Origin of the sequence: Cupriavidus gilardii (assembly GCF_008801915.1) — a bacterium.
Classification (GTDB): Bacteria; Pseudomonadota; Gammaproteobacteria; order Burkholderiales; family Burkholderiaceae; genus Cupriavidus; species Cupriavidus gilardii.
Genome location: NZ_VZOV01000002.1, coordinates 87195 through 102540, shown reverse-complemented (window position 1 = coordinate 102540; position 15346 = coordinate 87195). Strand labels below are relative to the sequence as shown.

The window sequence follows — 15346 nt, the reverse complement described above, 5'->3', positions numbered from 1 at the left end:
CGGCGGCGCGGCCCCGCGGCGACCCCTGTTCGCCGCGCCGTCGATCGAAACGGGTCAGGCGTTGCCGGGACGGAACGGCCGTCCCAGCGACGCCGGCATATTCAGGCGGATCCACGCCGGATTGCGCGAGATCAGCGCCAGCACGACGATGGTGGCCGCATACGGCAGCATCGACAGGATCTGCGACGGCACCGACACGCCGATGCCCTGCAGATAGAACTGCAGGATCGTCACGCCGCCGAACAGCCAGGCGCCGACCAGCACGCGGCCGGGCCGCCAGGTGGCGAAGGTGGTCAACGCCAGCGCGATCCAGCCGCGCCCGGCGACCAGGTTCTCGACCCACATCGGCGTATAGACCAGCGACAGGTAGGCGCCCGCCAGCCCGCAGCAGCCGCCGCCGAACAGCAGCGCGGCGAAGCGGATCCAGCGCACCGGATAGCCGAGCGCGTGCGCCGACTCCGGCGATTCGCCGATCGCGCGCAGCGTCAGCCCGGCGCGCGTGCGGAACAGGAACCACATGATGGCCAGGCACAGCAGCACGCTGGCATAGACCATCCAGTGATGCTGGAACAAGGCCGGGCCGACGAAGGGCAGGTCGCCGAGCACCGGCACCTTGCTGCCCTGCGCGGGCATCGCATGGCCGACGAAGCGCTGGCCCATGAAGGCCGACAGGCCGGTGCCGAAGATCGACAGCGCGAGGCCCGTGGCGACCTGGTTGGTGGCCAGCACCAGCGCCAGCCAGGCGAACAGCGTGGCCATTGCCATGCCGGCCAGCGCGCCGGCGACGAAGCCGAGCAGCGGCGACTGGGTCTGGTAGCCGACCATGAAGCCGAACACCGCGGCGACCAGCATCATGCCCTCGGCGCCGAGGTTCAGCACGCCGGCGCGTTCGTTGATCAAGAGGCCGAGCGCGGCCAGCAGCAGCGGCGTGCCGGCATTGATCGCGGTGGCGACAAGGGGAGCGAATTGTTCCATGAGCGGATATCGGTAGAGTCGCCGGATCAACGGGCGGCCGCCGCGCGCCAGCGCAGGCGGTGGTCGATCAGGCTGTCGCAGGCCAGCAGGAAGAACAGCAGCATCCCCTGGAACACCCAGCCGATGGCCGACGGCAGGCCCAGGCGCGATTGCGCCATCTCGCCGCCGATATAGAACAGCGACATCACGATGCCGCCGAACACCGCGCCGACCGGATGCAGCCGGCCGACGAACGCGACGATGATCGCGGTGAAGCCGTAGCCCGGCGAGATCGACGGCAGCAGCTGGCCGATCGGTCCCACCACTTCGAAGGCGCCGGCCAGGCCGGCGAAGCCGCCGGAGATCAGCAGCGCCATCCACAGCGAGGCACGCGCCGAGAAGCCCGCATAGCGCGCGGCCGACGGCGCGGTGCCGCCAATCTGCAGCCGATAGCCGGCGAAGCTGCGGAACAGGAACACCGTCATCACGGCCACCAGCACCAGCATCACGACGAAGCCGGCATGCAGCCGCGAGCCCGACATCAGGTTGGGCAGCAGGAATTCCGACGAGAACACCTTGGACTGCGGAAAGTTCATGCCCTGCGGATCCTTCAGCGGGCCGTTGACCACGTACAGGATCAGCTGCTGCGCGATATAGGTCAGCATCAGCGAGACCAGGATCTCGTTGGCGTTGAAGCGGTCGCGCAGCAGCGCCGTGATGCCGGCCCACAGCATGCCGCCGGCGATGCCGGCGAGCGAAGCGAGCACCAGCACCGCGACGCCGCTGACCGCATGGCCGGGCACGTCGAACCACAGCACCGTCGCCGCGGCGAAGATGCCGCCGAGGATCAGCTGGCCCTCGGCGCCGATGTTCCAGACGTTGGCCCGGTAGCAGACCGACAGCCCGAGCGCGCACAGCACCAGCGGCACGGTCTTGAGCAGCACCTCGCCGAGCGCGCGCTTGTCCTTGACCGGATCGACCAGGAAGACTTTCAGCGCGGCCATCGGGTCCTTGCCGAGCAGCACGAACAGCAGCGCACCGAAAGCGAGCGTCAGCGCCAGCGCGATCACCGGCGAGGCATAGGCCATCGGGCGCGACGGCAGGCCGCGCGGGGCCAGCGACAGGGGAAAGGCGAAGCCGGGCGATCTAGCCATGGACGCGCGCCTCCGTGACATCCTGCCGGCCTTCGTCCTGGCCGCCGGGTCCGCCCTGCCACAGTCCGCTCATCCACAGGCCGACCTGTTCGCGCGTGGCGTCCTCGACCGGGATCGACGGCGACAGCCGCCCCTTGGCGATCACGTGCAGCCGGTCGCAGATCGCGAACAGCTCGTCGAGCTCCTCCGAGACGACCAGGATCGCGCAACCGGTGGCCTTCAGCGCCAGCAGCTCGTTGTGGATCTGCGCGGCGGCGCCGACGTCGACGCCCCAGGTCGGCTGCGCGACGATCAGCACGCCGGGGCCGCTTTCGATCTCGCGGCCGACGATGAACTTCTGCAGGTTGCCGCCCGACAGGCTGCGCGCCAGCGCGTCGGGGCCCCCGGCCTTGACGCGAAAGCGCTGGATGATCGCGGCGGCGAGCCCGGCCGCCGCCTTCGGCGAGACCAGGCCACGCCGCACATAGGGCGGGTCCTGGTGCGACAGCAGCGTATTGTCGGCCAGGCTCATGCCGGGTACCGCCCCGCGGCCCAGCCGCTCCTCGGGCACGAAGGCCAGGCCCGCGCGCCGGCGCGCCCGGGCATCGAGCCGGCCGACCGGTTTGCCGTCGAGCGCGATCGCCTCGCGCGCGGCGCGCGTGTCCTCGCCGGACAGCGCCGCCAGCAGTTCCTGCTGGCCGTTGCCCGACACGCCGGCGATGCCGACGATCTCGCCGGCATGCAGATCGAGCGAGATGTCTTCGAGCGCGGTGGCGAAGGCATGCGCGCGCGGCAGCGACAGCGCGCGCACCGACAGCCGCAGCGTGCCGCGCGGCGTCGCCACGCGCGCCTCGCGCGGCGGCTCGCCGCCGATCATCATGCGCGAGAGCGAGGCCGCGCTTTCCTGGCGCGGATCGCACAGGCCGGTGACCCGGCCCATCCGCATCACGGTGGCGCGATGGCACAGCGCGCGGATCTCGTCGAGCTTGTGGCTGATGTAGAGGATGCTGGTGCCTTCGTCGGCGAGCTGGCGCAGCGTGACGAACAGCGTCTGCACCGCCTGCGGCGTCAGCACCGAGGTCGGTTCGTCGAGGATCAGCAATTGCGGCCGCGCCAGCAGCGCGCGGACGATCTCGACGCGCTGGCGCTCGCCGACCGACAGAGTATGCACATGGCGCTCGGGCTCGAGCGGCAGGCCGTAGCGCGCGGCCGTCTCGCGGATGCGCGCGGCCAGCGCCTTCATCGAGGTGCCGCCGCGCTGCGCGGCCGGCAGGCCGAGCGCGATGTTCTCGGTCACGGTCAGCGTGTCGAACAGCGAGAAATGCTGGAACACCATCGCGATGCCCAGGTCGCGGGCGTCGTGCGGACTGTCGATGACGACCGGCGCGCCGTTGAAGTGCATCTGGCCGGCGTCGGGCTTGACCGCGCCGAAGATGATTTTCATCAGGGTCGACTTGCCGGCGCCGTTCTCGCCGAGCACGGCATGGATTTCGCCGGGAGCGACGGTCAGCGAGACGTCGTCGTTGGCGGTCACGCCGGGATAGCGCTTGACGATATGGGCAAGCGCCAGCCTGGGGGTGGAATTGGATGTCACTGAGGCGGCTCTGGTTGTCGTGGCAGCTTCGTCCGTCGGCACTGCGCGGCGCCGGGGCAGACCGCGGGGAAGCGGCGCCACGGCACGGCGGCAGCGGTCAGCAGTGAACAGCGGCAAGGCGGGGCCAGCATGGCCGGCGCACCTGGCCGCGTCATCACGGAAGCGTAATGCCTGTTATCAGGTCGGGATTATATAAGTGCGCGGGTCCCGCAACGGCCGCCATGACCGCCGCCGCAGGCCCCGCAACGGATGGCGGACGGTTGCAAGTCGCATGCCGGATGCGCGGCGAGGGAAGGGAAAGGAGGGGGAAGGCCCGGCGAGCGCGGGCCTGGAAAGTCCGGCCGGCGCGCTCAGGCCGCGGACGCCGAAGCCCCCGTGTTGTCGCCCGCCTCGCCGCCGGTACGCTCCGCGGCCAGCGAGCCCTGCATCACCGCCTCGCGCTTTTCCAGCAGATGCTGGCGCAGGATCGCGGCGAGCCGCTTGCCGTCGCGCGCTTCCAGCGCCTGGATCATGGCCTCGTGGTCCTGCACCGCGCGGTCCCATTTCTGGGTCTGCTGGTTGGAGCGGAAGCGCAGCGCCTTGAGCCGGCGGTTGATCGACAGATAGGTCTGGCGCAGCACGCCATTGCGCGCGGCCGCGTTGATGCGGTCGTGGATCTCCTGGTTGCGGCTGTAGTAGCCCGACAGATCGTTCTGCGCGCGGCAGGCCAGCATCGCGTAATGCAGCGCCTTGATCTGCGCCAGCTCGGCCGGCGTGATGCGTTCGCAGGCCAGTTCGCCGGCAAAGGCTTCCAGGCCGGCCATCAGCTCGAAGGTCTCCCAGATCTCGGCCTCGGTCATCCGCGACACGCTGGCGCCGCGGTTCGGCGAGATCTCGATCAGGTTCTCGGCGGCCAGCACCTTGAACGCCTCGCGCAGCGGCGTGCGCGAAATCCCCAGCGTCTCGCACAGCTCGCGCTCGTTGAGCTTCATGCCGGGCTTGAGCACGCCTTCGGTGATGAACTTGCGCAGGTGCTCGACCACGGTGTCGTGCAGGCGCTGGCGCTCCAGCCGGGGCAGCAGCGGGGTGGCGCCGCTGTCGGGCAGCGGCGCCCCTTCGGCGGAATTTTGCATTCAACGTCCTTATCCGTGATGTCCCGGCCATTCTAGCGCAGAGTCGCGCGGAACTGTCCCCCAGCCCGCATGGCGCCGGCAATCGGGGTAAACGAGCGCGCTTATGCGGCAATTTCCGCTTGGGCTGGCCGACCTCGGCTGCTACAGTATTTTGAATTCAAAATTCAACAAGGAGGCACCAGTCCCATGATCTCGCTCGACTTTCACCCCGCCGGCCGCCACTTCCTGCAGATCCCGGGACCCAGCCCGGTACCGGATCGCATCCTGCGTGCGATCAGCTATCCGACCATCGATCATCGCGGGCCGGAATTCGGGGCGCTCGGGCGCAAGGTGCTGGCCGACATCCGCAAGATCTTCAAGACCGAGCATCCGGTGATCATCTATCCGGCCTCGGGCACCGGCGCCTGGGAGGCCGCGCTGTCGAACACGACCAGCCCGGGCGATACCGTGCTGATGTACGAGACCGGGCATTTCGCCACGCTGTGGAAGTCGATGGCCGAGTCGCTCGGCCTGCAGCCGGAATTCCTCGGCCTGCCGGGCATCGAGGGGTGGCGGCGCGGCGTGCAGCCCGACATGATCGAGGCGCGGCTGCGCGAGGACAGCGGCCATCGGATCCGCGCGGTCTGCGTGGTGCACAACGAGACCTCGACCGGCGTGACCTCCGACATCGCCGCGGTGCGCCGCGCGATCGATGCGGCGGGCCATCCGGCGCTGCTGATGGTCGATACGATCTCGGGCCTGGCTTCGGCCGACTATCGGCACGACGAGTGGGGCGTGGACGTGACGGTGTCGGGCTCGCAGAAGGGCCTGATGCTGCCGCCGGGCATCAGCTTCAATGCGCTGTCGCCGAAGGCCATCGCCGCCAGCAAGGAGGCGCGCATGCCGCGCAGCTTCTGGCGCTGGGACGAGATCATCGAGGCCAACAAGAACGGCTACTGGCCGTACACGCCGAACACCAACCTGCTGTACGGCCTGTCCGAGGCGCTCGACATGATCCTGGAGGAGGGGCTGGACAACGTGTTCGCGCGCCACCAGCGCCTCGGCGAGGCGACCCGCCGTGCGGTGCGCGCCTGGGGCCTGGAGATCCAGTGCGCCGATCCGGCCGTCTACAGCCCGGTGCTGACCGGCGTGATGATGCCCGAGGGCGTCGACGCGGACGCGGTGCGCAAGCGCATCTACGAACGGTTCAACATGTCGCTGGGCCAGGCGCTGGGCAAGATGCGCGGCAAGATGTTCCGCATCGGCCATCTCGGCGACTGCAACGACCTGACGCTGATGGCGACGCTGTCGGGCTGCGAGATGGGGCTGAAGCTGTCGGGCGTGCCGCTGCACGGCAGCGGCGTCGCGGCGGCGATGGAGTACCTGACTTCCCATGCCGACACGCCGGTGCTGAAGGCCGCTGCCTGAGCGGATGGAGCTGCGATGACGGATCTGTCCACGCCATTGAGCCCTTCGTTGGCCTCGCCGATCGTCAAGCCGCTGCACTTCGTCCGCGCCGAAGGCGGGCCCGGCTCGCCGCTGGCCACGCGGCTGCGGCGCGAGCTGCGCGGCGACGTGCTGTTCGACCGCGCCAGCCGCGGCCGCTATGCGACCGACGCGTCGATCTACCAGATCATGCCGGTCGGCGTGGTGGTGCCGCGCGACCAGCGCGACCTGCTGCTGGCGCTGGAGATTGCACGCGACGCGCATGCGCCGGTGCTTGCGCGCGGCGCCGGCACCAGCCAGTGCGGCCAGACCGTCGGCGAGGCGCTGGTGATCGACAACAGCAAGTGGCTGAACCAGGTGATCGACTTCGATCCGGTCGCGGCCACCGTCACGGTCGAGCCGGGCATCGTGCTCGATCACCTGAACGCCTGGCTCAAGCCGCATGGGCTGTGGTTTCCGGTCGATGTCTCGACCGGCGCGCAATGCACGATCGGCGGCATGGCGGGCAACAACTCCTGCGGTTCGCGCTCGCTGGCCTACGGCAACATGGTGCACAACGTGCTGGCGATCGACGCCGTGCTGGCCGACGGCGCGCAGTGCCATTTCGGATCGCTGGCGCAGGCGCCCACCGATCCGCGCGTGCAGGCCATGCTGGGGCAGCTGCGCGCGATCGCCACGCGCGAACGCGACGAGATCGCCGAGCGCATGCCCAAGGTGCTGCGCCGCGTCGCCGGCTACAACATCGATCTGTTCGACTGCCAGAACCCGCGCGCCTATACCGACGACGGCCACGCCAACCTGTCGCACCTGCTGGTCGGCTCCGAAGGCACGCTGGCCTACAGCCGGCAGATCACGCTGAAGCTCGCACCGCTGCCGGCGCACAAGGTGCTGGGCGTGGTCAATTTCCCGACCTTCTACCAGGCGATGGAAATGACCCAGCATATCGTCGGGCTGGCGCCGGTCGCGGTCGAGCTGGTCGACCGCACGATGATCGACCTGTCGATGGCCAACCCGGCCTTCCGCCCGGTGATCGCGTCGGCGCTGCGCGGCGAGCCGCAGGCGATCCTGCTGGTCGAGTTCGCCGGCGAGGATGCCGCCGCGCTGCGCGCCGACCTCGATGCGCTCGACGAACTGATGGGCGACCTCGGCCTGCCCGGTTCGGTGGTCAAGATGCCGGACGCCGGCGCGCAGAAGGCGCTGTGGGAAGTGCGCAAGGCGGGCCTGAACATCATGATGAGCATGAAGGGCGACGGCAAGCCGGTCTCCTTCATCGAGGACTGCGCGGTGCCGCTGCCGCATCTGGCCGAGTACACGCGCCGGCTGACCGAGGTGTTCCATCGCCACGGCACCGAGGGCACCTGGTACGCGCACGCCAGCGTCGGCACGCTGCACGTGCGGCCGATCCTGGACATGCGCCGCGACGGCGCGCAGAAGATGCGCGCGATTGCCGAGGAGGCCGCCGCGCTGGTGCGCGAGTACAAGGGCGCCTATTCGGGCGAGCACGGCGACGGCCTGTGCCGCGGCGAATGGGTGGCCTGGCAATACGGCCCGCGCATCCATGCGGCCTTCGGCGAGATCAAGGCGCTGTTCGACCCGGACAACCGCTTCAATCCCGACAAGATCGTGCGGCCGCCGAAGATGGACACGCGCGAGCTGTTCCGCTTCCCGCCCGGCTACCAGCGGCTGCCGCTGCAGCCGGCGCTGGACTGGTCGGCGTGGAACGTCAGCCGCGATCCTTTGAGCGGCGAGGAAACGCCGCCGGGCAGCGGCGGCGATCGCACCGGCGGGCTCGCCGCCGCGGTCGAGATGTGCAACAACAACGGCCACTGCCGCAAGTTCGACGCCGGCACCATGTGCCCGAGCTACCGGGTCACGCGGGACGAGCAGCACGTCACGCGCGGACGCGCCAACACGCTGCGGCTCGCGGTGTCGGGCCAGCTGGGCGAGGAAGGCCTGGCGAGCGAGGACGTCAAGGCGGCGCTGGACCTGTGCGTGTCGTGCAAGGGCTGCAAGCGCGACTGTCCGACCGGCGTCGACATGGCGCGGATGAAAATCGAGGCGCGCCATGCGTGGGCACGGCGCCATGGGCTGACGCTGCGCGACCGGCTGGTGGCCTTCATGCCGCGCTATGCGCCGCTGGCAAGCCGGATGCCGGCGCTGATGGCGCTGGCCGACCGCATTCCGCTGCTGTCGGCGTGGGCCAGGCGCGCGCTCGGCTTCGCGCCGCAGCGCAGCCTGCCGCGCTGGCAGCGTTCGTTTCTGTCGACGATCGCGCGTGCCGGCCGCGGCGATGCCACCCCGGCCACCGCCGGCGCTGCGACGGGCACCGCTTCCCTGGCCGCATCGTCAAGCCAACCGCTGCGCGATGCGGCCTCCGGAGGAATTCGGGAGGTGGTGCTGTTCGTCGACACCTTCAACAACCACATGGAGCCCGAGAACGCGCGCGCCGCGCAGGCCGTGCTCGAAGCCGCCGGCTACACCGTGCATCCGCTGATGCGGCCGGGCGAGCGGCCGCTCTGCTGCGGCCGCACTTTCCTGGCCGCGGGCCTGGTCGAGCAGGCACGGCAGGAGGCGCGGCGGCTGCTCGACGCGGTGCAGCCGTACGTCGCGCGCGGCGTGCCGATCGTCGGGCTCGAGCCGTCGTGCCTGCTGTCGCTGCGTGACGAATTCCTCGGCTACGGCTATGGCGACGAGGCGGCGCGGCTGGCCGCCGGCGCCTTCCTGTTCGAGGAGTTCCTGGTGCGCGAGCGCCAGGCGGGGCGCCTGAGCCTGAAGCAGCTGGCGCTGCAGCCGCTGCCGCAGCGCGAGGCGCTGGTGCATGGCCACTGCCACCAGAAGGCCTTCGACGCGTTCACGCCGGTGCAGACGGTGCTGCGCTGGATTCCCGAGCTGAAGGTCACGCCGATCCAGTCCTCGTGCTGCGGCATGGCCGGCAGCTTCGGCTACGAGGCCGAGCACTACGAGGCGTCGCTGGCGATGGCCGAGCTGTCGCTGCTGCCGGCCGTGCGTGCGCGGACGGACGATGCCATCGTCGTTGCCGACGGCACCAGTTGCCGCCATCAGATCCTTGACGGTGCCGACGCGCAGGCCTGGCACGTGGCGCGCGTGCTGGCCGCGGCGTTGACGGTACGCGCAGCGGCGGCGGTGACGGACTAGCGAGGGGGTAGCAATACAGGGAGGACAGGCCGGCACCGTTGCCGTTCCGGCCGCAAACCAGTCCGCCGCACAGACCGGACAAGGCCGCTCGACGGCCGGCACGCGGCGGGCCGATGTGACATTCCAACGAGGAGACAGGCAATGCAAAGCAAGCACAGCAAGCAGGGCAAGCGTTCGATGCTGGCGTTCGGCGCGGCCGCGCTCGCGATCGGCGGCGCGCCGGCCGCGGCATGGGCATGGGAGCCGACCAAGCCGGTCGAGATCGTCGTGCCGTTCAGCGCGGGCGGCGCGTCCGACCAGATGGCGCGCTCGATCCAGAGCATCATCGCCAAGCACAAGCTGATGAACCAGCCGGTGATCGTGGTCAACAAGGCCGGCGCCAGCGGCGCCGAGGGCCTGATGGACACCAAGGCGTCGCAGGGCAATGCGCACAAGCTGCTGGTGACATCGTCGGCGCTGTACACGGTGCCGATGGTCAGCCACCTGCCGTTCAGCTGGCGCGACCTGACGCCGATCGCGATGGTCGCGCAGGACGAGTTCGTGCTGTGGACCAATGCCGAGGCCCCGTACAAGACCGTCGCCGAGTTCGTCGAGGGCGCCAGGGCCGGCGCCGGCAAGGTCAAGATGGGCGGCACCAGCTCCAAGCGCGAGGACCAGATCATCACCACGCTGATCCAGAAGAAGACCGGCGCGAAGTTCATCTACGTGCCGTACAAGGGCGGCGGCGAGGCGGCCACGCAGCTGTCGGGCAAGCATATCGACGCAAACGTCAACAACCCGTCCGAATCGATCGGCCAGTGGCGCGCCGGCGAGCATCGCGCGCTGTGCGTGTTCGCGCCCGAACGGATGGGCTACACCACCAAGGTCACCCAGTCGCAGAGCTGGCGCGACGTGCCGACCTGCAAGGAGCAGGGGCTCGACGTCCAGTACCAGATGCTGCGCGTGTTCATGATGCCCGGCGGCATCACGCCCGATCAACAGAAGTACTACGTCGAGCTGATGCGCAAGATCGTCGCCACGCCCGAGTGGAAGGAGTACCTCGAGCGCAATGCGCTGAAGAGCGAATTCGTCGCGGGCAAGGCGCTCGAGGATTTCCTCGTCAAGGACGAGAACGCGCACCGCGACATCCTGAAGGACGCGGGCTTCATGGCCGCGCGCTGAGCCGGCACCGCCAACGACGCGCGGCCGGCTCGACGCGGGCCGCCGCGCGCACCGACTGGGAGAGCTTTCGATGGAAACACAGCAAGAGCATGCGGCCGCCGCCGCGCACGCCGACCGCGCTGATCATGCCGATGCGGGCGCACGCGGCATGTCGCTGCGCGCGGTCGAGCTGGCGGTGGCCGCGCTGCTGCTGGCGGCCGCGGCGGTGGTGATCTGGAGCAATCACCGCATCGGCGCCGGTTGGGCCGCCGACGGTCCGGAGGCCGGCTACTTTCCGCTGCGCGTCGGCGTGATCGTGCTGGTGTGCAGCCTGGCCGTGGCATGGCAGGCGTGGCGCACGCCAGCGGACGCGATCTTCGCCAGCTGGCAGCAATTGCGGCAGGTCTGCGTGATCCTGCTGCCGCTGTCCGTCTATGTCGCGCTGATCGGCTGGCTCGGCATCTACGTCGCATCGGCGATCTTCATCGCCGGCTTCATGATGGCGGTGGGCAAGGCCGAATGGTGGCGGGCGGTGCTGCTGGGCGCGGGGATCAATCTGGTGCTGTTCTGGATCTTCGAGATCCAGTTCCGGGTGCCGCTGCCGAAGGGGCCGCTGGAAGCGGCGCTCGGCTTCTAGGAGGGGCACCATGGAGGAATTCAACGCGCTGATGCACGGCTTCTCGGTCGCGCTGTCGTGGCAGAACGTCGGCCTGATGTTCGTCGGCATCCTGCTCGGCATCGTGGTCGGCGTGCTGCCCGGGCTGGGCGGCCCCAACGGCGTCGCGATCCTGCTGCCGCTGACGTTCTCGATGGATCCGACCTCGGCCATCATCATGCTGTCCTGCATCTACTGGGGGGCGCTGTTCGGCGGCGCGATCACGTCGATCCTGTTCAATATCCCGGGCGAGGCCTGGTCGGTGGCGACCACCTTCGATGGCTATCCGCTGGCGCAGCGCGGCGAGGCAGGCCGCGCGCTGACGTCGGCCTTCACCGGCTCGTGCCTCGGCGCGATGGCCGGCGTGCTGCTGATCACCTGCCTCGCGCCGCTGGTGGCGAAGTTCGCGCTGCGCTTCGGCCCGCCGGAATATTTCGCGGTCTATCTGCTGACCTTCTGCAGCTTCGTCGGCATGGGCAAGGAGGCCAAGCCCAAGATCCTGATCGCGATGTGCGCGGGCTTCCTGCTGGCGGCGGTCGGCATGGACACGGTCTCGGGCACGCTGCGGATGACGTTCGGCTCGACCGAGCTGCTGCGCGGCTTCGACTTCCTGGTGGCGGTGATCGGGCTGTTCGGCATCAGCGAGATCCTGATGACGATGGAGGAGGGCGTGGCCTTCCGCGGCAAGCAGGCGCGCATCGACCTGAAGGTGGTGTTGCGTACCTGGGCCGAGCTGCCGCGCTACTGGATGACGGTGCTGCGCTCGTCGGCGATCGGCTGCTGGCTCGGCATCACGCCGGGCGGCGCCACCGCGGCGTCGTTCATGGGGTATGGCGTGGCCAAGCGGATGGCGCGCGATCCGGACTCGTTCGGCAAGGGCAATATCGAGGGCGTGGTCGCGCCCGAGACCGCCGCGCACGCGGCCGGCACCAGCGCGCTGCTGCCGATGCTGGCGCTCGGCATTCCGGGCTCGGCGACCGCCGCGGTGCTGCTTGGCGGCCTGATGATCTGGGGCCTGCAGCCGGGGCCGCTGCTGTTCCAGGAGCAGGGTCCGTTCGTCTGGGGGCTGATCGCCAGCATGTACCTGGGCAATATCGTCGGGCTGCTGGTGGTGCTGTCGACGGTGCCGCTGTTCGCCGCGATCCTGCGGATCCCGTTCTCGATCATCGCGCCGCTGATCCTGGTGGTCTGCGCGATCGGCGCCTATACGGTCAACAACGCGCTGTTCGATGTCTGGCTGATGCTCGGCTTCGGCGTGATCGGCTACGTGCTCAAGAAGCTCGACTATCCGCTGGCGCCGCTGGTGCTGGCGCTGGTGCTCGGCGATCGCGCCGAGGACGCGTTCCGGCAGACCATGCTGGTGTCGTCGGGTTCGCTCGATATCTTCTGGTCCAACGGGCTGGTCGGCACGATCATGACGTTGGCCATCCTGGTGCTGATCTGGCCGATGATGGGCGACCTGCGCGCGCGGCTGCGCAAGGGCAAGGGGGTGGCGGCGGTGGAGGGGAACGGGTAGGGCTGGCACGGCGCTGCCCTCTCCCCCGGCCCCTCTCCCGCAAGCGGGAGAGGGGAGCAAACCGGCAGCATGTCAGGGGTCGGGTGGGTGTTCTCCCTCTCCCGCTTGCGGGAGAGGGTCGGGGAGAGGGCCGCCTTACCCCGCGCTCTGCACCTTCCCCTCGAACCGGCCGTCGCGGAAGTCGCTGAGCGCCTGGTGGATCTGGGCCTCGCTGTTCATCACGAACGGTCCGTACTGCACGATCGGCTCGCCCAGCGGCTTGCCGGCGATCAGCAGGAAGCGCGCGTCCTGCGTGGCCTTGACGATCACGCCGTCGGCATCCGCCTCGTTGGCCAGCACGCCCATCCGCTGCGCGTCGAGCGCGGCCAGCGCGTCGCCCTCGCCGATGCTGACCTCGCCCCGATAGACGTAGACCAGGGCGTTATGCCCGGCGGGGACCGTCTGCGCGAACGATTGGCCCGCCGGCAGCGATACGTCGAGATACAGCGGCTCGGTGACGGGTCGCGTCATCGCGCCCTGCACGCCGTGCGAGGCGCCGGCCAGCACGCGCACCGTGGCGCCGCCCGGCAGCGCGACGGTCGGGATCGCCGCGGCCGGCAGGTCGCGATACCAGGGCGCCGTCATCTTGTCGCTGGCCGGCAGGTTAAGCCACAGCTGGAAGCCCTCCATGCGGCCATCCTGCTGTTCCGGCATCTCCGAATGCACGACGCCGGCACCGGCCACCATCCATTGCGCGCCGCCGTTTTCCAGCAGGCCCTCGTTGCCGGCGCTGTCGCGATGGCGCATGCGTCCGGCCAGCATGTAAGTGATGGTCTCGAAGCCGCGATGCGGGTGGGCCGGAAAGCCGCCGATGTAGTCGTCGGCCCGGTCCGTGCCGAAGGCGTCGAGCATCAGGAACGGGTCGAGCCGGCGCTGCAGGTTCTGCGTCAGCACGCGCGTCAGCTTGACGCCGGCGCCATCGGAGGTGGCGATGCCGCGCACCACGCGGTCGATGGTACGGGTGCGCCGCACCGCTTCCTCGGCGGCCGCCGGCACGGTGGTCAATTCGTTCAGGTTGCGGATGTCGTCCATGTCGATCTCCTGTGTCTTGGCGAGCGGCGCCTCGCGCCGCGGTACCCCCTCAATGTAAGGGTTTGGCGGGAAAGCGGTAGCCGGGAGCAGGGCAAAAGAGCGTTCTGTGGATGGAATGATAGGGCCTGGTTTGTGAACGCCACTGGAACGCCACTGGAACGCGGATCGCCGCCATGCTGGGTGCCTTCTCAGGCGTTTGGCCAAGCCGCGGGACGCGCAAAAAGACGCCAAAAGACGGCCGGTTGACGGGCGGGGTGACAAGATCGCTGAAGTTGGTTAGAATAGCGACCTCTTTGCCATCCGTTGTTGCAAATTAGCCGCTTGAGCTTAGCGCTCGCCGTGGCCGATTTCGCGACCACGGCCGATTGACCGGCGGCGCGTCGGAACCTTCAATTTTGCGCTGCCACTGGCCTGCGAGGTCTGGACTTACCGTCTGCGATCGTCCGCGTCCGTCTGGCTCCTGCCGACGCCGCACCGACCGTCGCAACGATCCGCAGCGCCGCGCCAGGGCCGCTGGCGCCTGCCCGTTCCGGGCGGCACCCGCGGTCCGTCACCGGGCCCCCATCGCCTCGCCCCCTCGTGCGGCAATGGGCGCCCACCGTCCGTCCGCCGGCATCCCGCCGGTCATGGCGGACAGCACCAATCTAGTCTGGACCCGGCCGGGTCCGCCGCCATGGCGCATGTCCCCATCGGGTCCGCCATCGCGCTGGTCCGTCGCCGTCGTCCTTCATGGACCGCCGTCGCGGCCGTCGCGCCTTGTTGCGCCTGTCGTGCCGTGCTTTTGTCGCCGCCTGTCGCCGTTTGGCCGATCCGCCGATCCGCCGATCGCGACGCCGGCTGGCTTACGGGAGAAAAGATGTCTCAGCGAATCTGGCGTGGACTCGGCTGGACCGGTTTCATCGTGTTGGCATTGGCCGGCCTGCTGGCCTGGGTCGGCGTCGACACGATCGCGGAACACCGCGGACGCCTGCTGTTCGACGTGGCCGACCACCTGCGCCTGGTGGCGTGGTCGATGGCCCTGGCGCTCGCCACTGGCGTGCCGGCCGGCATCCTGCTGTCGCGGCCGGCGCTGCGGCGCTGGGCCGACCGGCTGATGCAGGTCTTCAACATCGGCAATACCGTGCCGTCGCTGGCGGTGCTGGCGCTGTCGCTGGCGGTGCTCGGCATCGGCGAGCGCCCCGCGATACTGGCGCTGTGGCTGGCCTCGCTGCTGCCGATCGTGCGCAATACCTGCGAGGGCCTGCGCGGCCTGCCGCCCGCGCTGCTCGAGGCGGCCAAGGGCATCGGCATGACGCCGCGCCAGCGGCTGCTGCGGGTCGAGCTGCCCAACGCGATGCCGGTGATCCTGGCCGGCGTGCGTACCAGCCTGGTGATCAACGTCGGCACCGTGCCGCTGTCGTTCCTGATCGGCGCCAACAGCCTCGGCGAACTGATCTTCCCCGGCATCTATCTGAACAAGCCGTCGCTGCTGCTGCTCGGCGCCGCGGCCACCGCGCTGCTGGCGCTGGCGCTCGATGCGCTGTTCGCCGCGGGCGGACGCTTCTATCTGCGCCGGCGAGGGTTGGCGGCATGAAGCGGAACATCAAGGAG

General features: G+C 69.6%; 11 protein-coding genes. 6 read left to right on the top strand and 5 right to left on the bottom strand.

The annotated features are described in order from the left end of the window. Positions 1-54: 54 nt before the first annotated feature. From F7Q96_RS03240 to F7Q96_RS03225, 4 genes are all read right to left on the bottom strand, one after another. Positions 55-975: an ABC transporter permease gene (locus F7Q96_RS03240; protein ID WP_053821360.1), complete on the bottom strand. Its 921-nt coding sequence runs from the start codon at positions 973-975 to the stop codon at positions 55-57. A 26-nt stretch (positions 976-1001) separates the two neighbouring features. After that, positions 1002-2108: an ABC transporter permease gene (locus F7Q96_RS03235; protein WP_053821361.1), complete on the bottom strand. Its 1107-nt coding sequence runs from the start codon at positions 2106-2108 to the stop codon at positions 1002-1004. After that, complete coding sequence (locus tag F7Q96_RS03230; protein ID WP_053821362.1) at positions 2101-3681, bottom strand: ABC transporter ATP-binding protein; 1581 nt, start codon at positions 3679-3681, stop codon at positions 2101-2103. Before F7Q96_RS03230 ends, F7Q96_RS03235 begins: the two co-directional genes overlap by 8 nt. A gap of 350 nt (positions 3682-4031) precedes the next feature. Next, a complete protein-coding gene (locus F7Q96_RS03225; RefSeq protein WP_053821363.1) occupies positions 4032-4793 on the bottom strand; it encodes a GntR family transcriptional regulator in 762 nt (253 codons plus the stop codon). Positions 4794-4979: 186 nt separating this feature from the next. Between F7Q96_RS03225 and F7Q96_RS03220 the strand changes: the two genes are divergently transcribed. The 5 genes from F7Q96_RS03220 to F7Q96_RS03200 all read left to right on the top strand — a co-directional run bounded on the left by F7Q96_RS03220 (position 4980) and on the right by F7Q96_RS03200 (position 12685). Further along, a complete protein-coding gene (locus F7Q96_RS03220) occupies positions 4980-6200 on the top strand; it encodes a pyridoxal-phosphate-dependent aminotransferase family protein (RefSeq protein WP_151022065.1) in 1221 nt (406 codons plus the stop codon). A gap of 15 nt (positions 6201-6215) precedes the next feature. Then, complete coding sequence (locus tag F7Q96_RS03215; protein ID WP_053821364.1) at positions 6216-9374, top strand: FAD-binding and (Fe-S)-binding domain-containing protein; 3159 nt, start codon at positions 6216-6218, stop codon at positions 9372-9374. 177 nt (positions 9375-9551) lie between these two features. Then, positions 9552-10535: a tripartite tricarboxylate transporter substrate binding protein gene (locus F7Q96_RS03210; RefSeq protein WP_053823027.1), complete on the top strand. Its 984-nt coding sequence runs from the start codon at positions 9552-9554 to the stop codon at positions 10533-10535. 70 nt (positions 10536-10605) lie between these two features. Next, positions 10606-11151 carry a tripartite tricarboxylate transporter TctB family protein gene (locus tag F7Q96_RS03205; RefSeq protein WP_053821365.1) on the top strand — a complete coding sequence of 182 codons (546 nt, stop codon included), beginning with the start codon at positions 10606-10608 and terminating at the stop codon, positions 11149-11151. 10 nt (positions 11152-11161) lie between these two features. Then, positions 11162-12685, top strand: coding sequence for a tripartite tricarboxylate transporter permease (locus tag F7Q96_RS03200; protein WP_053821366.1), 1524 nt, complete (start codon positions 11162-11164; stop codon positions 12683-12685). A 135-nt stretch (positions 12686-12820) separates the two neighbouring features. Here F7Q96_RS03200 and F7Q96_RS03195 read toward each other — a convergent pair whose 3' ends face one another. Beyond that, positions 12821-13756 carry a pirin family protein gene (locus F7Q96_RS03195; RefSeq protein WP_053821367.1) on the bottom strand — a complete coding sequence of 312 codons (936 nt, stop codon included), beginning with the start codon at positions 13754-13756 and terminating at the stop codon, positions 12821-12823. A gap of 856 nt (positions 13757-14612) precedes the next feature. Here F7Q96_RS03195 and F7Q96_RS03190 point away from each other — a divergent pair. Beyond that, positions 14613-15329, top strand: coding sequence for an ABC transporter permease (locus F7Q96_RS03190; RefSeq protein ID WP_053821368.1), 717 nt, complete (start codon positions 14613-14615; stop codon positions 15327-15329). Positions 15330-15346 lie beyond the last annotated feature (17 nt).